At 65.2% G+C, this 19246-nt stretch carries 16 protein-coding genes and 1 pseudogene; 13 read left to right on the forward strand and 4 right to left on the reverse strand.

Annotated features, from left to right (window positions below; genetic code table 11):
* Nucleotides 1-136 precede the first annotated feature (136 nt).
* From dapF to L5014_RS21380, 4 genes are all read left to right on the forward strand, one after another.
* Nucleotides 137-1015 (forward strand): diaminopimelate epimerase, encoded by an 879-nt coding sequence (gene dapF / locus L5014_RS21365; RefSeq protein WP_238465733.1) that lies wholly within the window; start codon nt 137-139, stop codon nt 1013-1015.
* 106 nt (nt 1016-1121) lie between these two features.
* Nucleotides 1122-1808: a DUF484 family protein gene (locus tag L5014_RS21370; RefSeq protein ID WP_238465734.1), complete on the forward strand. Its 687-nt coding sequence runs from the start codon at nt 1122-1124 to the stop codon at nt 1806-1808.
* Nucleotides 1809-1866: 58 nt separating this feature from the next.
* A complete protein-coding gene (xerC, locus tag L5014_RS21375; protein ID WP_238465735.1) occupies nt 1867-2826 on the forward strand; it encodes a tyrosine recombinase XerC in 960 nt (319 codons plus the stop codon).
* Between the two features lie 148 nt (nt 2827-2974).
* Nucleotides 2975-4183: a class I SAM-dependent rRNA methyltransferase gene (locus L5014_RS21380; RefSeq protein WP_238465736.1), complete on the forward strand. Its 1209-nt coding sequence runs from the start codon at nt 2975-2977 to the stop codon at nt 4181-4183.
* Between the two features lie 95 nt (nt 4184-4278).
* On the opposite strand, the gene L5014_RS21385 is transcribed toward L5014_RS21380, so the two are convergent.
* Nucleotides 4279-6153 carry a YadA-like family protein gene (locus tag L5014_RS21385; RefSeq protein WP_238465737.1) on the reverse strand — a complete coding sequence of 625 codons (1875 nt, stop codon included), beginning with the start codon at nt 6151-6153 and terminating at the stop codon, nt 4279-4281.
* A gap of 555 nt (nt 6154-6708) precedes the next feature.
* On the opposite strand from L5014_RS21385, the gene L5014_RS21390 reads away from it, so the two are divergent.
* From L5014_RS21390 to hslU, 4 genes are all read left to right on the forward strand, one after another.
* Entirely contained in the window at nt 6709-7791 is a 1083-nt protein-coding gene (locus tag L5014_RS21390) for a CobW family GTP-binding protein (protein WP_238465738.1), read from the forward strand.
* 566 nt (nt 7792-8357) lie between these two features.
* Nucleotides 8358-8777 carry an RNA polymerase-binding protein DksA gene (dksA, locus tag L5014_RS21395; RefSeq protein ID WP_090541141.1) on the forward strand — a complete coding sequence of 140 codons (420 nt, stop codon included), beginning with the start codon at nt 8358-8360 and terminating at the stop codon, nt 8775-8777.
* 344 nt (nt 8778-9121) lie between these two features.
* On the forward strand, nt 9122-9658 hold the full coding sequence (hslV, locus tag L5014_RS21400; RefSeq protein ID WP_238465739.1) for an ATP-dependent protease subunit HslV: 537 nt from the start codon (nt 9122-9124) through the stop codon (nt 9656-9658).
* A 49-nt stretch (nt 9659-9707) separates the two neighbouring features.
* Entirely contained in the window at nt 9708-11057 is a 1350-nt protein-coding gene (hslU, locus tag L5014_RS21405; RefSeq protein WP_238465740.1) for an ATP-dependent protease ATPase subunit HslU, read from the forward strand.
* A gap of 138 nt (nt 11058-11195) precedes the next feature.
* Here hslU and L5014_RS21410 read toward each other — a convergent pair whose 3' ends face one another.
* Nucleotides 11196-11738, reverse strand: a complete 543-nt coding sequence (locus L5014_RS21410; protein WP_238465741.1) for a response regulator transcription factor — start codon at nt 11736-11738, stop codon at nt 11196-11198.
* Between the two features lie 110 nt (nt 11739-11848).
* Nucleotides 11849-13225: pseudogene (locus L5014_RS21415) on the reverse strand (ATP-binding protein); the annotation flags it as partial.
* Nucleotides 13226-13343: 118 nt separating this feature from the next.
* Between L5014_RS21415 and L5014_RS21420 the strand changes: the two are divergent.
* The gene (locus L5014_RS21420; RefSeq protein ID WP_238465743.1) at nt 13344-15035 is read left to right on the forward strand and encodes a tetratricopeptide repeat protein; all 1692 of its coding nucleotides are present in this window, start codon (nt 13344-13346) and stop codon (nt 15033-15035) included.
* Between the two features lie 165 nt (nt 15036-15200).
* On the opposite strand, the gene L5014_RS21425 is transcribed toward L5014_RS21420, so the two are convergent.
* Nucleotides 15201-15431, reverse strand: a complete 231-nt coding sequence (locus L5014_RS21425; protein ID WP_238465744.1) for a cysteine-rich CWC family protein — start codon at nt 15429-15431, stop codon at nt 15201-15203.
* Nucleotides 15432-15739: 308 nt separating this feature from the next.
* Between L5014_RS21425 and argB the strand changes: the two genes are divergently transcribed.
* From argB to L5014_RS21445, 4 genes are all read left to right on the forward strand, one after another.
* The gene (gene argB / locus L5014_RS21430; RefSeq protein WP_028217250.1) at nt 15740-16639 is read left to right on the forward strand and encodes an acetylglutamate kinase; all 900 of its coding nucleotides are present in this window, start codon (nt 15740-15742) and stop codon (nt 16637-16639) included.
* A gap of 83 nt (nt 16640-16722) precedes the next feature.
* A complete protein-coding gene (locus tag L5014_RS21435; protein WP_238465792.1) occupies nt 16723-17484 on the forward strand; it encodes a pyrimidine 5'-nucleotidase in 762 nt (253 codons plus the stop codon).
* Between the two features lie 269 nt (nt 17485-17753).
* Nucleotides 17754-18443 carry a nucleoid occlusion factor SlmA gene (gene slmA, locus L5014_RS21440; protein WP_238465745.1) on the forward strand — a complete coding sequence of 230 codons (690 nt, stop codon included), beginning with the start codon at nt 17754-17756 and terminating at the stop codon, nt 18441-18443.
* 105 nt (nt 18444-18548) lie between these two features.
* The gene (locus L5014_RS21445; protein ID WP_238465746.1) at nt 18549-19130 is read left to right on the forward strand and encodes an HdeD family acid-resistance protein; all 582 of its coding nucleotides are present in this window, start codon (nt 18549-18551) and stop codon (nt 19128-19130) included.
* Nucleotides 19131-19246: the final 116 nt, after the last annotated feature.

Below are 19246 nucleotides of genomic sequence, written 5' to 3' on the forward strand. Positions count from 1 at the left end.
CCCGCCTTACCGCCTGCGGCGTATCAGCGTGTATCATCCGCTATCAGCCTGGCGCGCCCTCAAATGGGAGCGAAAGGCCACCTTCTGGCCGCGACGATCCAGAAAAGTCTTATGCAGCAAGGAATTGAAGCAAATCGTGAAACTCAAGTTCACCAAGATGCATGGCGCCGGCAACGACTTCGTCGTGCTCGACGGCTACAGCCAGCCCATCGCGCTCACGCCCGAGCGCGTGCGCGCGCTTGCCAATCGCCACTTCGGCGTGGGCGCGGATCAGTTGCTGCTGGTCGAGAAGCCCACGATTGAAGGCGTCGACTTCCGCTATCGCATCTTCAATTGCGATGGCGGCGAGGTCGAGCACTGCGGCAACGGCGCGCGCTGCTTCGTGAAATTCGTGCGCGATCGCAGGCTCACCGACGCGAACCGCGTGCGCGTGCAGGTCCAGAAAGGCGTCATCACGCTCGTCATGCAGGAAAACGGCGAAGTCGTGGTCGACATGGGCAGCCCGGTATTCGAGCCGTCGGACGTGCCGTTCGATGCGGGCGGCCTCGAAGGCCGCCGCGAGGGCAACGACACGCTCTGGCCGCTCGAGGTGAACGGTCAGACGCGCTGGATTTCGGCGGTCTCGATGGGCAATCCGCACGCGGTGCAGGTGGTCGACGATGCCGAAGCGTTCGCCGTGCTCGCCGACGGCCCCGTGATCGAGGCGCACCCGCGCTTTCCGAACAAGGTGAACGCCGGCTTCATGCAGATCGTCTCGCGCCACGAAGTGCGGCTGCGCGTCTACGAGCGCGGCGCGGGCGAGACGCTCGCGTGCGGCACGGGGGCGTGCGCGGCGGTGGCGGCCGGCATTCGCCGCGGCCTGCTCGATTCGCCCGTGAAAGTGCAGACGCACGGCGGCATGCTCACGATCGCCTGGGACGGCGCGCGCGACGAAGCCGCCGCGCTGACGATGGCCGGCCCCGCCGCAACCGTCTTCGAAGGCGAGATCGAACTCGCCGACGATCTGTCGAACTGAAGCTTGCCTTTGGTGTGCCGCGCCGCAATACCGGCAACATCGGCATCACCCGTATCACGCACGGCGCGCCCACACGCGCCGCTTCTTCATCGAACGCGCCACCAACATGAACGATCGCGAAGTCGCCGACTACCTGCTCGCCAATCCCGATTTCTTCGTTGAGCACGCCGAACTGCTGGCAACGATCAAGCTCGGCAATCCGCACGGCAAGGCGGCCGTGTCCTTGCAGGAACGCCAGATGGAGATGCTGCGCGAGAAGAACAAGCATCTGGAGCTGCGCCTTTCCGAGTTGCTGCGCTACGGCCACGAAAACGACAGCATCTCCGCGAAGACGGTGCACTGGGTGGCGCACGTGCTCGCCGAGCGCGACCCGCACGCCCTGCCGCGCTTGATCGCCGAGCAACTGCGCCAGGAATTCGACGTGCCGCAGGCGGCGCTGCGCCTGTGGGACGTGGCCGATGCCTATGTGCAGGCAAGCTTCGCCAGGCATACGGGCGAAGAAGTGCGCCTCTTCGCCAACAGCCTCGAAATGCCGTATTGCGGCGCGAATACCGGCTTCGAAGCGGCGCAATGGCTCGATGGCGGCGACGCAGGCGCAGCGCAGTCGGTGGCGATCATCGCGCTGCGCAAACGCGTGAGCGCCGAGGAACGCGACCCGAGTGGCGAAGCGTTCGGCCTGCTCGTGTTGGGCTCGCCCGATCCGCGCCGCTTTCACGACGGCATGGCCACCGATTTTCTGCGCAAGATCGGCACACTCGCGAGCGCCGGACTCACGCGGCTGCTGCCGCATTGAAGCGACGCACGCCGCACTCACAGCGCGCCCGCACTGAAGCCACGCCCAGGCCTCCACCGTGAATCCGACCGACCCGATCGCCGATTATCTCGATGAGCTCGAGCACGTGCGCCGGCTTTCGGCGCACACGCTGCGCGGCTATGCGCACGAACTCGACGAACTGAAGAAGCTCGCGAATGGCCGGCCGCTCGCGCAAATTGCCCCCGCCGACGTGCGCGGCGCCGTTGCGCGCGCCCACGCGGGCGGCCTCTCGGCGCGCTCGATCGCGCATCGGCTCTCGGCCTGGCGCGCGTTCTACCGCTGGCTCGCGGGCCGCATCGACCTCGATGCGAATCCGGTGGCCGCGGTGCGCGCGCCCAAGCGCGAGAAGACGCTGCCCAAGGCGCTCTCCGTCGACGACACCATGAAGCTCATGGATGCGCCCAGCGCCGCTGCGCAGGCCAGCGAAGCAGGCGAAAGCGCCGCCGGCAGCCTCGAGGCGCTGCGCGATCACGCCATACTGGAGCTGTTCTATTCGTCGGGGCTGCGCCTCGCCGAACTCGTGGGCCTCGACGCGCGCTACGTGAAGCGCGACGGCTACGAATCGGCGGGCTGGCTCAAGCGCGACGCCGCCGAAGTGGAAGTGCACGGCAAGGGCGACCGGCATCGCGTCGTGCCGGTCGGCAAGAAAGCGCTGGAGGCGCTCGACGCCTGGCTCGCCGTGCGCAACGCCTGGATCAAGCATGACGACGCCCCGCTCTTCCTGTCCGTGCGCGGCAACCGCATGGCGCCGGGCGTCGTGCGCGAGCGCGTGAAACGCGCCGCGGTCGCTGCCGGCATCCCGGCCAACGTTCATCCGCACGTGCTGCGGCACTCGTTCGCGACGCACCTGCTGCAGTCGAGCGGCGACCTGCGCGCCGTGCAGGAACTGCTCGGCCACGCAAGCATCTCGGCCACGCAGATCTACACGTCGCTCGATTTCCAGCATCTCGCGAAGGTTTACGACAACGCGCATCCACGCGCGAAGAAGCGCGACTGACTGCAACCGACTTAACGCACCGCCGGCACGATTCACACGATTCGCCCGATTCACCCGTCATTCACGCGAGCGCCACTGTGCACCACCGCGCACCATCGCGCACCACAACGCCTCGCCTCGCATCGCCTCGCCTCGCCTCGAACCCATCATGAATATCGTCACCCTCAAGCCGTCCAAAGAAAAATCCCTGCTGCGCCGCCATCCATGGGTCTACGCCAACGCGATCGATCGCGTCGAGGGCAAGCCCGCGTCCGGCGCCACCGTGATCGTGCGCGCGCACGACGGCCGCTTTCTCGCTCGCGCTGCCTACAGCCCGCACTCGCAGATCCGCGCGCGCGTCTGGAGCTTCGACGAGAACGAACCCATCGACCACGCGTTCTTCAAGCGCCGCGTGCAGCGCGCGCTCGCGCATCGTCAGGCGATGGTGAGCGGCACGGGCGCGGTGCGCCTGATCTTCGGCGAGGCGGACGGCCTGCCGGGCGTGATCGTCGACTACTACAAAGAGGACGTCGCAGGGGAAAACGCGCGCGGCCAGCTCGTCTGCCAGTTCATGGCGGCGGGCGTGGAGGCATGGAAGGAAGCGATCGTCGCGGCGCTCACGGCGGCCACGGGCTGCCCGAACGTGTACGAGCGCTCGGATGTTTCGATCCGCGAAAAGGAAGGGCTCGAGCAGATCACGGGCTTGCTGGCCGGCGACGAACCGCCCGCGACGATCATCACCAGCGAGAACGGCGTGCGCTATCACGTGGACGTGCGCAACGGCCACAAGACCGGCTTCTACGTCGATCAACGCGACAACCGCGCGCTCGTGCAGACCTTCGCGCAAGGCCGTGAGGTGCTCAACTGCTTCTGCTACACGGGCGGCTTCTCGCTCGCGGCGATGAAGGGCGGCGCCATGCGCGTGGTGTCGATCGACTCGTCGGGCGAGGCGCTCGCCACCGCGCAGAAGAACGTGGAGGCGAACGGCTTCGACGCGGCCCGCGCGACCTGGCTCGACGCCGACGCCTTCAAGACGCTGCGCCGCTTGCACGAAGAGGGCCAGCGCTTTGATCTCGTGGTGCTCGATCCGCCCAAGTTCGCGGCCTCGCGTGAGCATGTGGACCGCGCCGCGCGCGCCTACAAGGACATCAACCTGACCGGCCTGAAGCTGCTGCGCCCGGGTGGCCTGCTCTTCACGTACTCGTGCTCGGGCGCGATCGATGCGGAGCTGTTCCAGAAGATCGTTGCAGGCGCGGCCGCCGACGCGAAGGTCGACGCGCGCATCCTCAAGCGCCTTGGCGCGGGCGTCGATCATCCGCTGCTCGCGGCCTTCCCGGAAGGCGAGTATCTGAAGGGGCTGCTGCTGCAGGTGCTGTAAAACCCGCGCGGAAAATAAAACAGGGTCCCGGCCGAAAGGCCGTGGACCCTGTGTTGCGTTTACCGGCCTTGCGGCCGGCTCGCACTAGCGAGGCGTTACCACTGATAGCCCGCGCCGATCACCACACCGGTGTTGCCGGTCGTGCTGGTGTTCGCCGCCAACTTGCCGACCCACTTGTTGTTGTTGGTCACGTACGAAATGCCCAGCGCGCCGCCCGTCTGGCCGCCGTAACGGCCGCCGGCCATGGCAACCATGATCTTGCCCGGCTGCGTCGGCTGCGGCAGACCCGCGACAGCCATCGCCGCCGCCGTGCCGGCGTAGGACTTGCGAAGCACGTCATGCACCGAATCCTGCACCGACGAGAGGCTCTGCGACATGCGCGAATCGGCGTAGCTCTTCGCTTCCTGCTTCGCTGCGTCAAGCTGGTTCAGGTTCACGGCGTCCGTGCCTTCGGTACCGGCGGCCACGTTCGTCACCTGACGCTCGCTGCCCACAGCGCCGACCGAAACCGTATTGGCACGGTCAGCCACCGCACCCGCGCCGAGCGCAACCGAGTTGTCAGCCGTTGCCGACGAATTCACGCCAACCGCCACCGCATTCATGCCGCTGGCGCTCGCCTTCGCGCCCATCGCCGTTGCGTACACACCGCTCGCGCTCGCAGCTTCCGTGTTCTTGTCGCCGTAGGCGGCGAACAGCGGATTGCGCGCAGCCTCGGCGAGGTTCGTGGCGTTGGCCACAGCCGCGTTCAGGTCGTTGACGGCCGAGTCCATATTGCCGACCGCCGCGTTGAGCTGGCCGACATTGACCGCGTCCATATCGGCGACGCCCGCTGCAACGTTGTGGATCGTCGTGCCGCCGGCCACGTTGTTGCCGAGCGTGAGGTTGCTGTAGTCGGACGTGCCGTCCGGGTTCTGGTCATACGTCACCGCGACCTTCGCCGAACCGTCCGCTGCGATCAGGCCAGCCTTCTTCATCTGCGAAACGTTCACCGCGTCGGTGTCGGCGGTGCCGGCCGCGACGTTGGTGATCTGGCGTTCAGCGCCTGCCGCGCCCACCGAGACCGAGTTCTCCCGATCGGCGACCGAGCCTGCGCCCAGCGCCACGGCGTTGTCCGCGCTTGCCGCAGCGTTCGCGCCGAGTGCCATCGAGTTGGCCGTGCTCGCCGCTGCGTTCAGGCCGAATGCCAGCGCATTCTCGCCGCTCGCGACCGAGGTTGCGCCAATCGCGATCGCACCGTTCGCCGTTGCCGAGGCGAGCGTGCCCAACGCGATCGAGTCGTCGCCTGCAGCGTTGGCGGCGATGCCCGATGCGAACGCGCCCTGGCCCACCGCCGTCGAGTTGATGCCGAACGCCACCGCGCCCGCGCCGTCAGCGACCGCGCCCCAGCCTTGGGCCACCGCGCCGAAGCCGTTGGCGTGCGAGCCGCAGCCCATGGCGATCGAGTTCAGGCCGAATGCCTCGGTGGACGCCACGCCGTTGCCGGTTTCCGTCACGTAGCCGGCGGTCATCGTGTCGAAGGCCTTCATGCCGTCGGGCTGTCCCGCGCCGACGTTCGTCGGATCGTTATAGCTGGTGGCCGAATTCTGCACGCCGAAGCCGTAAATGCCGCCCTTGTAGCTGTTGGCCAGACCGTCGCCGTACACCGACTGTGCGTTGGTGTTGGTGAGCAGGTTGCAGTCGGCGTCGCCAACCATGGCGATCGAGTTGGCCGACGCCGTGGAACCGAGGCCACCCGAACTACCATTAATCGAAGCCGTGCCAGCCGTGTTCGTCGACATGCCTTTGTCCGAAACCGCCACTGCAGCGTTTGCCACGTCGGACATCGCGCCCGCCGATGCCAGAAGCACACCCGCCACGAACATGGCGCCCGACTTCGCACGCGCCGGCTTGCCGCGTGCGGCGGTTTGTTCCGATGCGGCAACCCACGTACCCAGCACCTTGTTATAGACGCTACGATAGATCTTGTTCATAAAACCTTCAAAATTATTAAATACGAAACGATTCATCCAGCGTCTCATTAAATTGAGCCTGGATATTCGGCCGATTCAAAATCAGCCTGCCGATTAACAAGAAAACCGCCGGGAAATTCCGGCCTGGCTCGCAGTCAGTAAGGGCCTGAGAAGGAATTCGATGGTGACTCCCGCTGCTACGATTACAACGCGATTGATGCTCACGCCAATTAATTCCGAAGCGCATCCCCCTTTTTGGAAATTGCTGTCGATGGATGAATTAAACGCGTTTTGACGCACCGAATCTTTAGGACGATTTCTAAACTCAACAATTTGTCACAAAGACGTAAATCCGTAAGACAATCGATTAAATTGAGATGATCGGCGATTAATAAGATGGCTCGCTTCGGTCGTCATCGCGCCGCCGCCAGGTTCGGACGGTCGACGCCCGGAGCACAAGGCCGCCCCGAGCGCGCGGCGGCCAGATATGTTTCAATACCTCGTTATGTTGTAACGTTTAACGCTCGGCTCCCGCGCCGCATCCCACCCCGATTCCAGGCACTCAAGGCAAATAGCATGATTCCTGTCACCATCCTGACCGGCTTTCTCGGCAGCGGCAAAACCACGTTGCTCAAGCGCATCCTGAACGAACAGCACGGCATGAAGATCGCCGTGATCGAGAACGAGTTCGGCGAAGAGAACATCGACAATGAAATCCTGGTGCAGGACAGCCAGGAGCAAATCATCCAGATGAGCAACGGCTGCATCTGCTGCACGATCCGCGGCGACCTCGCACGCGTGCTCGGCGACCTCGCCCAGCAAAAGCGCGACGGCAAGCTCGATTTCGACCGCGTGGTGATCGAGACCACCGGCCTCGCGAATCCGGGTCCGGTCGCCCAGACGTTTTTCATGGATAACGAGATCGCTGGCGAATTCCTGCTCGACGCGATCATCACGCTCGTGGATGCCAAGCACGGCAACCAGCAACTCGACGAGCACGAAGTCGTGCAGCGCCAGATCGGTTTCGCCGACCGCCTGTTCGTCACGAAGGCCGATCTCGTCGACGAAGAGGTACTCGCTGATCTGCGCCATCGCCTGCTGCACATGAACCCGCGGGCGCAAGTTCGCCAGGTGAATTTCGGCGAGGCGGACATCAAGGAAGTGTTCGACCTGCGCGGCTTCAATCTGAACGCCAAGCTCGAGATCGACCCCGATTTCCTCGCCGAGGACGATCACAATCACGCGCATCACGATCATGACCATGACCACGCGCACGAGCATGCCGACTGCGACCACGATCACGGCAAGTGCAGCCACGAAGGCCACGATCACGGCCACCATCATCATCACGCGCACCACGACGACAAAATCAAGTCGTTCGTCTACCGCAGCGACCGCCCGTTCGATCCGAACCGCCTGGAGGACTTCCTCGGCGGCATCCTGCAGATCTACGGCGAGCGTCTGCTGCGCTACAAGGGCGTGCTCTACATGAAGGGCGTGGACCGCAAGGTGGTGTTCCAGGGCGTGCATCAATTGATGGGCAGCGACCTCGCGGCGAAGTGGCTGCCGGTCGAGAAAAAGGGCAGCAAGATGGTGTTCATCGGCATCGAGCTGCCGCAGGACCTCATCACCGACGGCCTCGACGCCTGCCTCGCCTGACGCGCGGCGCCGCAGCGCGGCTATTTCGTCAGCTTGCCTCACAACGCCCGGCCCTTAGCCGGGCGTTGTCGTCTGGCTTGCACGGCGGCGCAAAATCGCCTTTCTCCGTCGTGCCACTCAAATAACGTACCCGACCATCGCTTTTTCACGATGGGCGCGTTATATTTTCTGGATATCGACCGTTGACGGAAGCCGCCAACGCAGGGATTTCCCGCTTGCGGCACGAGTTTGCGGTTCGGTTACAATACGGCCCCACTGGAAAGAGAGGCGCCCCGGAATTTCCCGTTGAGCGGATTCCGGCAAGATGTCGCCTTCCCGGTCGCGCATCGCGTCGCAGCGCGCAGCCGGTACGAAATATGCCTCAGGAGCATCTAATAACGGTTTCCAGAGGAGTTCGGCCCCGCAGCGGCGCTTAGGCGTCACGACAGTTCATCGTCCCGTGCCCGCCGACGCACACTCATTGGCGCGATAAAGCGCGCGGTAAAGTGGGAGAAGCCACTGCGGGCAACACAAAAGTGCAGGCAAGATGTGCCAGTTTTGCCTCACTCATTGAAGAAGCAAGCCAGATGACGACGAAACGACTCTTGACCGAAGCCGAAATCCTGAAGATGAGCGACAAGGATTACATGAACGAGGATCAGCTCGCCTTCTTCAAGAACCGGCTCGAACAGCTGCAGGCGGAAATTCTCCGCAATGCGGGCCAGACCACCGAGAATCTGCGCGAAACGGTCATCGTGCCAGATCCGGCCGACCGCGCGACGATCGAGGAAGAGCATGCGCTCGAACTGCGCACGCGCGACCGCGAGCGCAAGCTGCTGAAGAAGGTGCAGCAATCGCTCGCGCGCATCGATGCGGGCGACTATGGCTGGTGTGAGGAAACCGGTGAGCCGATCGGCATTCCGCGTCTGCTCGCACGCCCCACCGCCACGCTCTCGCTCGAGGCGCAGGAGCGCCGCGAGCTGCGCCAGAAGCTGTTCGGCGACTGACTGGCTGCCGGCGCCGCCGCAGGGCGGGTGCCGGATTTTCTGCCTTCCTTGTCGAAGCGCACGGAGTCCCGTGCGCTTTTTTGTTTGTGCTTCCGCGTGCGCTCGCTCCCGGCTTGCCCGCTCGGTCCACGCCTGTCTCACGCGTATTCCACGCTTATCTCGATTTCTGCGCCGCGAGCCCTTGAACTGCCCGCTGCCGCCCTAAACTTGTTTCGACACGCCTGCTCGCGCGCCCCGTCATGGTCGGCGCGCGCGGCGCGTACCGAATCCGACAATGCGGCGCGGCGGCAGTGCCCCGCGCCGTTCCAGCCCTTGCTGGCATCAACGGTAAAAAAGGAACGCACATGGAGCAATTTCACGGCACGACGATCGTTTCCGTGCGGCGCGGCGACAAGGTCGCGCTCGGCGGCGACGGCCAGGTCACTCTCGGCAACATCGTCATGAAGGGTGGCGCGAAGAAGGTCCGGCGCATCTACGGCGGCAAAGTCATGGTGGGCTTCGCAGGTGGCACGGCCGATGCGTTCTCGCTACTCGACCGCTTCGAAGCCAAGCTCGAAAAGCATCAGGGCAATCTCACGCGCGCGGCCGTCGAGCTCGCGAAAGACTGGCGCACCGACCGCATGCTGCGCCGCCTCGAAGCCATGCTGATCGCAGCGGACGCCACCACCACGCTCGTCATCACCGGCAACGGCGATGTGCTCGACCCCGAGGAAGGCATCTGCGCAATCGGCTCGGGTGGCGCGTATGCGCAGGCCGCGGCCCGCGCGCTCGTGGAAAACACCGAGCTCTCGCCGCGCGAGATCGTCGAAAAGTCGCTCGAGATTGCGGGCGACATGTGCATCTACACGAATCACAACCGCGTGATCGAAACCATCGAGTAACCCGCTGCGCGACGGACAAAAACGCGCGCACAGACGAGAAGGAATCAGGATGAGCACCATGACCCCCGCCGAGATCGTCTCGGAACTCGACAAGCACATCATCGGCCAGGCAAAGGCGAAAAAGGCCGTGGCCGTCGCGCTGCGCAACCGCTGGCGCCGCCAGCAGGTGGCCGAGCCGCTGCGTCAGGAAATCACGCCGAAGAACATCCTCATGATCGGGCCGACGGGCGTCGGCAAGACCGAAATCGCACGACGCCTCGCGAAACTCGCGGACGCGCCTTTCATCAAGATCGAAGCGACCAAGTTCACCGAAGTAGGCTACGTAGGCCGCGACGTGGACAGCATCGTGCGCGACCTCATCGAAATCTCGGTGAAACAGACGCGTGAATCGGAAATGCGCAAGGTGCGCAGCAAGGCCACCGATCAGGCCGAAGACCGCATCCTCGACATCCTGCTGCCGAGCGCGCGCCCGGTGGGCTTCGGTTCTTCCTCGGCCGAGGCGAGCCATGGCGAAGGTGACAATGCCACGCGCCAGACCTTCCGCAAGCGCCTGCGCGAAGGCCAGCTCGACGACCGGGAAATCGAGCTCGACGTCGAGCAGCCGCAAGTGGGCATGGACATCATGGGGCCGCCGGGCATGGAAGACATGACCGAGCAGATCCGCTCGATGTTCGCCAATCTCGGCGGCGGCAAGAAAATGCGCCGCAAGCTCAAGGTGAAGGAAGCGCTCAAGGTTCTCACCGACGAAGAAGCAGCCAAGATGCTCAACGACGAAGAGGTCAAGACCAAGGCGGTGCAGAACGTCGAGCAGAACGGCATCGTGTTCCTCGACGAAATCGACAAGATCGCCTCGCGCAACAACGAAGGCAGCGGCGGCGAAGTTTCGCGCCAGGGCGTGCAGCGCGATCTGCTGCCGCTCGTGGAAGGCACGACCATCAATACGAAGTACGGGATGGTGAAGACCGATCACGTTCTGTTCATCGCGAGCGGGGCGTTCCATCTCTCGAAGCCGAGCGACCTGATTCCCGAACTGCAAGGGCGTTTTCCGATCCGCGTGGAACTCGATTCGCTGTCTGTCAAGGACTTCGAAGCAATTCTGGTCGCCACCGACGCCAGCCTTGTCAAGCAGTATCAGGCGCTGCTCGAAACCGAGGACGTGAAACTCGATTTCGCCGATGACGGCATTCGCCGCCTCGCGGAAATCGCCTACTCCGTGAACGAGAAGACCGAGAACATCGGCGCGCGCCGTCTCTACACGGTCATCGAAAAGCTGCTCGAAGACGTGTCGTTCTCGGCCGGCAATCATGCGGGCCAGAGCGTGACCATCGACGCGGCCTATGTCGACAAGGCGCTTGGCGAAGTCGCGCAGGACGAGGATCTCTCGCGGTATGTGCTGTAACGGTAAGGGTTCGCTGCGGTAAGACGCGCGAACTTCACGCCTGCCGCGCGCAGACACGAACGAAAAAAGGGGCTCCGCACCAGGCGGAGCCCCTTTTCTTTTGCGCTGCCCAGGTGAGCCCAGGTGTTGGTTATGCGCTTACTGGCGCACCGGCCGCTTCGCGAGCTTGCGCTGGAGCGTACGCCGATGCATGTTGAGCGCGCGCGCCGTGGCAGAAATATTGCCGCCGTGCTCGGCCAACACGCGCTGGATGTGCTCCCATTCGAGGCGCGCAACCGAAAGCGGCGCGGGATGCTCGATGGCCGCGTCGGCCTGCAGCGCGCTCGCATCGCCTTGCAACGCGGTGAGGATCATTTCCACGTTCGCCGGCTTGGCGAGATAGTTGTCCGCGCCATCCTTCACGGCCTGCACCGCCGTGGCGATGCTCGCGTAGCCCGTGAGCACGAGCATGCGCGCATCGGGTTGCAGGTTGCGCAGTGGCGCGATCAGCGAGAGGCCCGAGTCGTTGCCGAGATGCAGGTCGACGGTGATCTGCGAGAACTTCTGCTGATTCGAGAAACGAATCGCTTCTTCGGCGTTGTGCGCCTGCTGCACCTGGTAGCCGCGTCGCGTGAGGCCGCGGGTGAGGATGTCGGAAAACACTTCGTCGTCGTCGATCACCAGGAAATTCATATCGCTCATACTGCTTCTCCGTGTTGTCAGCCGGCGTCGGGCCGGCCTGGCCCTTCGCCTCGTCCAATTTCCGAACTCTGCGCGGCCGCGCCGACGTGCGCCGTCTTGCTCGACTGTTCCGTCGGGGCCGCGCCGCCGGCCCGTGCCTCTGTCTTCACCGGCACGTGCAGCACCGCGCGCGTGCCGCGCCACTTGCGTGGGCGCGCGCCGCCGGCTGCCATGCCCGACAACTCCCGCGCGCTTGCGGGAGATGTTGCGGCACCTCCCGGCGTGGCCTCGCCCCCGGCGGCGGCGCCAGCCATTGCATCGGCGAGATCGATCGAGCCGCCCAGCCGCGCGGCCGACGAAAACGCGAGATACAGCCCCACGCCGTGGCCGCCCTGCGTGCTTTCCACGGGCGCCGCGCCAAGCGACGCGCGCAGCGCCACCGGAATGCCTGGTCCCGCGTCGCAGACTTCGAAATCGATAAAGCCCGCGCGCGCCGCGGGATACGCACGCAGCGTGACGAAATCGCGGCTCGCACGCGCGGCGTTGTCGAGCAGGATCGTGAGGATCTGGCCAACCGCGACGGTATCCTCGATGTACAGGCCGGAAGGCGCATTGCCAGGCAGTTCGAACTTCACATGCGGATGGCGCAGACGCCATTGTTCGACGAACGGCTCGAGCCATTCGCTCACGGCCTGGCGGCTGCCCGTCGACGACGCGCGGCTGCGCAGCCGCGCGAGCGCCGACGTGCACAGCGTAATCTGCTGGTCGAGCAGTTCGAGGTCGGCGCCATACGGCGCGAGACCTTTGTCGGTCCGCGCGATATCGCGCAGTTCCTCTGTGAGCATGGCGATGCTCGAGAGCGGGGTGCCGATCTCGTGCGCGACGGTGGCCGCCTGCACGCCGAGCGCGACCGCACGCTCGTCGCGCAGGAGGAGCTGCTGCGCGTCGGCGAGCGCGGCTTCGCGCTGGCGCAGCGCGCGCGACATGCGCGCGACGAACCACACGATGAGCGCCACGCTCACCATGAAATTCACCCACATGCCGCCACGGTAGTAATCGAAGAGATTCGCGGGATTATCGAGATTGAGCGGGACGTTATCGAAACCGAGCAGTACGTAGCAAGCCACGGCGAAGGACGCGAGCCACGCGGTGAGATACCACGGCAGCACCGCGGCCGCGATGGCGAGCGACGGCAGATAGAGCGAGACGAATGGATTGGTGGTGCCGCCCGAGAGGAACAGCAGCGCGGAGAGCGCGCCGAGGTCGACCCAGATCTGGCCGAACAATTCGAGATTGGACTCGGGACGGTCCTGCGTGACGCGCAGCCAGGTGACGCCGTTGAACGCCACCTCCATGGCGATCACGAACAGCATGGCAGGCAACGGCAACTTCACGCCGAAAAAGAATTGCACGAAGGCAATCGTGCAGAGCTGGCCGATGATGGCGAGACTGCGCAGCCAGAATAAATGGCTGAGATTGACACTAGCACTGACGGTTACGCGATGCATGGTGTCAGTTTACCTGTTCGGACTCGTCTGATTCATTATCTTGAATAGGTTTGCTTCAATCTAAGTCATCCGTCGGCTACATTCGATACGGCGCTTTCCGACAGGGCAGCCTGGCTAAATGCAAACTCTTCTTCCCGGCACGCTTGCACGCGTGCGCGATCTCTTTCTCGATTTCGTCGATGCTGCAACCGGTGATGCAACGGAAACAACCGAAGCGGCTGCCCGCGAACTGCTCGCGAAAGCACGTGCCTCGCTGCACGGCCTCGACGACGATGCGCTCATGCTCATCGCGGCAGGCGCGCGGGAACCCGCACTGGCCAGCGAGGCAATCCGCCTGAGCGCCGCGATCGCGAGACTCGAGCCGCAGCGCGCCGCCGCGTGGTTTGCCGCCGGACTCGCGCTCCAGTTCGCCAACCGCCACGCCGAAGCCGTGCAACCTTACCGCCATGCGCTCGCAATCAAACGAACGTTTCCAAATCTGCGGAACAATCTTGCTGGCGCATTGACGCAGATCAATATCGATATCAATAGCCGCGAAATCCTGGCACTGCTCGAAGAGTCCGTCGCGGCGGAACCGAACGACGCCAATGCGTGGATCAACCTCGGCCGCGTGCTGCCCACCGACACCGACATCGCGCGCCCGCTCGAAGCGAGTCGTCGCGCGCTCGCACTCGCACCGCATAGCGCGCTGGCCGCGAACAATTACGCGATGGCGTGCCGGGAGGCCCAGCAATGGGACGAAGCCGAGCGGGCCGCACGCAGCGCTTGCCAGTATGCGCCGAACGACGCGTCGATGCGCCTGAACCTGTCGATGATCCAGCTCCTGCGCGGCAACTTCGCCGAGGGCTGGCCTGGGCACGAGGTGCGCTGGCAGGGCGCGAGCGAACTGGCCGCGGGCCGCCCGAGCTTCCCCAAACCCGAGTGGCGCGGCGAGCCGCTAGCCGGCCGCACGCTGCTGGTGTGGGGTGAGCAGGGCATGGGCGACCTGCTGCAGTTCTGCCGCTACGTGCCGATGCTCGCCGAGCGCGTGCATCGCGAAGGCGGCCGGCTGGTCTGGAATTCGTTTCCGCAGATGGGCGCGCTGCTCTCGCGCAGTCTCGGCAGCCATTGCGATCTTTACTGCGCGGGCGGCGGTGTCGAGGCGTTGCCGTCCTACGACTGCGAAGTGTCGCTGTTGAGCCTGCCATTGATTTTCGGCACGCGCGAGGACACGATCCCACGCCCCACGCGGTACCTCGCACCGGAGCCCGCGGCGGCGGCGCGCTGGCGCGACCGGCTCGCGGGGGAGCGACGCCTGAAGGTCGGGCTCGCGTGGACGGGCAGCCTCACGCACAAACGCAATCCGTTCCGGCGCGTCGGGCTCGAACGCTTCGTGAAACACTTCGCGGCGAACTTCACGGGCAGCGCCGATGCGGCGTTCTACTCGCTGCAGCCCGATGCCGGCGCCGAGGTCGAGGCCGCGCGCGCGGCGGGCTTCGAGATCGCGGACTACAGCGCCGAATGGCGCACCTTCGACGACACTGCTGCATTCGTCGACGCACTCGATCTCGTGATCTCGGTCTGTACGTCGAGCGCGCATCTGGCAGGCGCGCTCGGCCAGCGCACGTGGGTGCTGCTGGACGTGAATCCGCATTGGGTCTGGGAACTGGAGCGGCGCGACAGCCCGTGGTATCCGCACACGACGCTGTATCGGCAAAAGCGGTTCCGCGAGTGGGAACCCGTTCTGGACAAAGTGAGCGCCGACCTCGCGAAGCTCGCCAGCGAGCATCGGGCAAAGCAGACGCAGCAAGAAGCTCGGCCGGCACGGTAGACGCCCCCCGGACGGCGCACCACTCGGCGCACCACGCGGCGCATAACCGGGCGCTAACGCGGGCAATCGAACCGTGTGCAAGCGCAGGGCCACCCCGGCTGCCGCGCCATGTACGCCGCAGAGGCTCAGCAGTTCAGCAGTTCAGCAGCTCAACAGTTCAACAGTTCAGCGGCTTTCACCCGCGCCCTGAGCCGCTGCGCCCGCGGCAACGGCGGCGGCAAGGCACTCGGGACACAGACAGCGCCCGCGCGGATCGAGCTGACTCGCCGGCACGGCGGGCAGCGTCTTGCACCAGCAGTCGAATGGCTCGGTGTGCCTGCCGCAGTCGAAGGCACTGCCGCAACGCGGGCAGCGGGCGCTCTTCACGGCGGGGACGGGGCTTGCGGGGGCGGTCATGGCGGCGCGCTCCTGGCGAGGCCGGATTCAATGGGAAAATGATGCCACAGGACGACGCAAACGCCTGAGGTTCGTCCATCGAACGCATTTGGGTTGAGCGAAAATAGCGCGCGATCGCCGGAATTCGCTTCAATTGTGCGTAACGCCGCGCACGGGCGCCACCTTGTTGCGCCGTCGTCCGCCCATCCTGTCGAAAACCCTGTTGCACCGCGCCAGTCCTGTACAATTCGGCCTGTTTCAGCCGCGCTTTCCTGAGTGCGCCTTTTTCAGCCGTTTTTCGCTCCGTTTTCCTGTCCAGTCCCGCCGCCATGTCCGAGCCCATCGACCTCTCGCAGATCGCGCCCACCCTGAAAGCCGAAATCCTGGCCGAAGCGCTGCCTTACATTCGCCAGTACCACGGCAAGACCATCGTCATCAAATACGGCGGCAACGCCATGACCGAAGAGCGGCTCAAGCAGGGCTTCGCTCGCGACGTGATCCTGCTCAAGCTCGTGGGCATCAATCCGGTCATCGTGCACGGCGGCGGCCCGCAGATCGACACGGCGCTCAAGAAGATCGGCAAGCAAGGCACGTTCATCCAGGGCATGCGCGTCACCGATGAAGAAACCATGGAAGTCGTCGAGTGGGTGCTCGGCGGCGAGGTGCAGCAGGACATCGTCACGCTCATCAATCACTTCGGCGGCCATGCGGTCGGCCTGACCGGCAAGGACGGCGGCCTGATCCACGCGCGCAAGCTGATGATGCCGGACCGCGACAACCCGGGTCAGTACATCGACATCGGCCAGGTGGGCGAAGTCGAGGCGATCAACCCGGCCGTCGTGAAGGCGCTCCAGGACGACGCGTTCATTCCGGTGATCTCGCCGATCGGCTTCGGCGAAGACGGCCTCTCGTACAACATCAACGCCGATCTGGTGGCGGGCAAGCTCGCGGTCGTGCTCAACGCCGAGAAGCTCGTGATGATGACCAACATCCCCGGCGTGATGGACAAGGCGGGCAATCTGCTCACCGACCTGTCCGCGCGCGAGATCGACGCCCTCTTCGAAGACGGCACGATCTCGGGCGGCATGCTGCCGAAGATCTCGTCGGCGCTCGACGCGGCCAAGAGCGGCGTGCGCTCCGTGCACATCATCGACGGCCGTATCGAGCACTCGGTGCTGCTCGAAATCCTGACCGAGCAGCCGTTCGGCACGATGATCCGCTCGCACTAAAATCTCATCTGGGCGCCGCCGGTTCCGCCGCGGCGCCCTCTCTCCCCTGCGCGGCGTCCGCGCTTCGCTTGGCTCATCGCATGATGAACGTCTCACGCCCGCTTCGCCGCCGGCCGTCGCATGCTGGCCAGCGCACCACCAGCGCCGGCGATCGCGCCCCCGTCTGGCTCTTCGACCTCGACAACACGTTGCACTGCGCCACACGCGCGATCTTCCCGGCCATCAACCGCGGCATGACGCAGTACATCATCGACGCGCTCGGCGTGAGCCGCGACGTCGCGAACCATCTGCGCACGAGCTACACACACCGTTACGGCGCGACGCTGCTGGGCCTCACGCGCCATCATCCAGTCGATCCGCACGACTTCCTGAGGGTCGTGCACACCTTCGACGACCTGCACGCGATGCTGCATGCCGAGCGCGGCCTCGCGCGCACGCTCGCGGCGCTGCCCGGCCGCAAGATCCTGCTGACCAACGCCCCCACGGACTACGCGCATGCGGTGCTCGCGGCGCTCGGCATCGAGCGGCTGTTCGAGCGCGTCGTGGCGATCGAGCACATGCGCACGCGCGAACGCTGGCGCGCCAAGCCCGATCCCGCCATGCTGCGCAAGACGCTGCGCGATGCGCGCGTCGCGTTCGCTGATGCGATCCTTGTCGAGGACACGCGCGGGCATCTGAAGCGCTACCGGCGCCTCGGCATCCGCACGGTCTGGATCACCGGGCATCTGCCCACGCATATGGCGCGCAGCGGGCGGCCCCACTATGTCGATCATTGCGTTCGTTCGCTAAAATCTCTGGGACGCGGCCTGCAAAGCGGCGCATTGCGCAGCAGGCCACGCGTCTGAGCAACCGAACGCCTAAGCGCAGACGGCGGGCATGCCGTGTGCGAACCGCCGCGCCGCCCGGGCTGCACGACTGCAACGCCCGCCGGACCACGGGCGGATTGCGGCAAGCCGGGCGAACCTAAGCGCAGCAACGAAACACAAACGCAACAACAGAGCAGAGAAAAGCAGCGCCCCTGAGCCACAGCACATCTGGGGGCGACAATAAACGGCAAGACTCAAACGGCCGGGCAGGCATGCAGCCCGCAGGCCGGACTCAGGGGGCGACCTTCATGCAGCCGACCGAAACGCGTGACGCAGCCGTAGCAGCAACCGCAGCAGCCGAATCTCCCGACTCCACACCGCGGCGCGGCAGCCGCCCGAAGCCGGGCGAGCGCCGCGTGCATATCCTCCAGACGCTCGCTTCGATGCTCGAAACGCCGCGCGGAGAAAAGATCACCACCGCCGCACTGGCCGCTCGCCTCAACGTCTCCGAGGCCGCGCTCTATCGCCATTTCGCGAGCAAGGCCCAGATGTTCGAAGGCCTCATCGACTTCATCGAGCAGACGCTCTTCCAGCTCATCAACCAGATCGTCGCGAAGGAGCCGAGCGGCGCGTTGCAGGCGCGCGCGATCGCTCTGATGCTGATTCAATTTGCGGCAAAGAACGCCGGCATGACGCGCGTGCTGACCTGCGAGGCGCTCGTGGGCGAGCACGAACGCCTCGCCGAACGCGTGAACCAGATGCTCGACCGCATCGAGGCCACGCTGCGCCAGTGCCTGCGTGTGAGTATTGCTGAGCAAGCGCAAGCCGAGGGCGGTACACCCGATGGGCGCCCGTCGAAAGCCGGCTACGATCCCGCTGTTCGCGCCAATTTGCTCGTCCGCTATGTCATCGGTAGTTGGCACCGCTACGCACAAAGCGGCTTCAAGCGCCCGCCCGGCGAGCACGCCGACGAGCAGATTCGCGTGATTCTTCAGTAGCCCGGCCGCGCCCACCTGGCGAGGCCCGGGCGTTACCCGACAGCGCTGCATCGGACCAGGGTCCGTGCCAAAGCACGAACTTTGGTCGATAAGGAAAAGACCCGCATGAACCGCCCGACCTCTGCCACCGCCTTGCCCATTCTCGCCGGCCTCTCCGCCCATTGGGGCTGGCTGCTCGCACGCGGCGTCGCCGCCATCGTATTCGGCGTGCTCGCCTTCGCGTGGCCCGGCCTCACCGTGCTCACGCTCGCCGTGGTCTGGGGCGCCTACGCGATCGTCGACGGCGCCTTCGCGCTGCTCTATGGCGCGCGCGGCGCCGGCACGCGGCGCTGGCCGTATGTCATCGTGGGCCTGATCGGCTTGATCGCAGGCCTCGTGGCGTTCTTCTTGCCCGGCGTGACGGCCATCGTCCTCGTCATGATCATCGGCTTCTGGGCGCTCGCCGTGGGCGTCTTCGAGATCATCTACGCAATCCAGTACCGGCACGCGATCGCGCACCCTTGGGCGGTCGGCCTCTCGGGGCTGCTCTCCGCCGCAGTGGGCGTCATCATCGTCATGTTCCCGGGCGCGGGCGCGCTCTCGCTCATCTGGGTGATCGCCGCCTACGCGGTCCTTTACGGCATCTTGATGAGCATCGCGGCGCTCCATTTGCAGCGCTTGCACAACGCGCATCCGCACGGCGCGTGAGCCGCCGCAACGCGCACGGGCCGCTGCCGCTGCTGTGGTAGCGCCAGTTCGTCCGCGTTAATGTACGAAGGGTACGAGGGACGCGCGGCGTTTTCCGTTATACTTTGCGTTCCTTG

Source organism: Paraburkholderia tagetis (assembly GCF_022213065.1).
Classification (GTDB): Bacteria; Pseudomonadota; Gammaproteobacteria; order Burkholderiales; family Burkholderiaceae; genus Paraburkholderia; species Paraburkholderia tagetis.

Excerpts from the sequence above, each read along its gene's own strand:
- L5014_RS21445 (WP_238465746.1), top strand. The coding sequence starts at position 18,549 with ATGAACCGCCCGACCTCTGCCACCGCCTTGCCCATTCTCGCCGGCCTC.
- L5014_RS21435 (WP_238465792.1), top strand. The coding sequence starts at position 16,723 with ATGAACGTCTCACGCCCGCTTCGCCGCCGGCCGTCGCATGCTGGCCAG.
- L5014_RS21420 (WP_238465743.1), top strand. The coding sequence starts at position 13,344 with ATGCAAACTCTTCTTCCCGGCACGCTTGCACGCGTGCGCGATCTCTTT.
- L5014_RS21390 (WP_238465738.1), top strand. The coding sequence starts at position 6,709 with ATGATTCCTGTCACCATCCTGACCGGCTTTCTCGGCAGCGGCAAAACC.
- argB (WP_028217250.1), top strand. The coding sequence starts at position 15,740 with ATGTCCGAGCCCATCGACCTCTCGCAGATCGCGCCCACCCTGAAAGCC.
- dksA (WP_090541141.1), top strand. The coding sequence starts at position 8,358 with ATGACGACGAAACGACTCTTGACCGAAGCCGAAATCCTGAAGATGAGC.
- L5014_RS21410 (WP_238465741.1), bottom strand. The coding sequence starts at position 11,738 with ATGAGCGATATGAATTTCCTGGTGATCGACGACGACGAAGTGTTTTCC.
- L5014_RS21380 (WP_238465736.1), top strand. The coding sequence starts at position 2,975 with ATGAATATCGTCACCCTCAAGCCGTCCAAAGAAAAATCCCTGCTGCGC.
- L5014_RS21370 (WP_238465734.1), top strand. The coding sequence starts at position 1,122 with ATGAACGATCGCGAAGTCGCCGACTACCTGCTCGCCAATCCCGATTTC.
- slmA (WP_238465745.1), top strand. The coding sequence starts at position 17,754 with ATGCAGCCGACCGAAACGCGTGACGCAGCCGTAGCAGCAACCGCAGCA.
- L5014_RS21385 (WP_238465737.1), bottom strand. The coding sequence starts at position 6,153 with ATGAACAAGATCTATCGTAGCGTCTATAACAAGGTGCTGGGTACGTGG.
- L5014_RS21425 (WP_238465744.1), bottom strand. The coding sequence starts at position 15,431 with ATGACCGCCCCCGCAAGCCCCGTCCCCGCCGTGAAGAGCGCCCGCTGC.
- hslU (WP_238465740.1), top strand. The coding sequence starts at position 9,708 with ATGAGCACCATGACCCCCGCCGAGATCGTCTCGGAACTCGACAAGCAC.
- hslV (WP_238465739.1), top strand. The coding sequence starts at position 9,122 with ATGGAGCAATTTCACGGCACGACGATCGTTTCCGTGCGGCGCGGCGAC.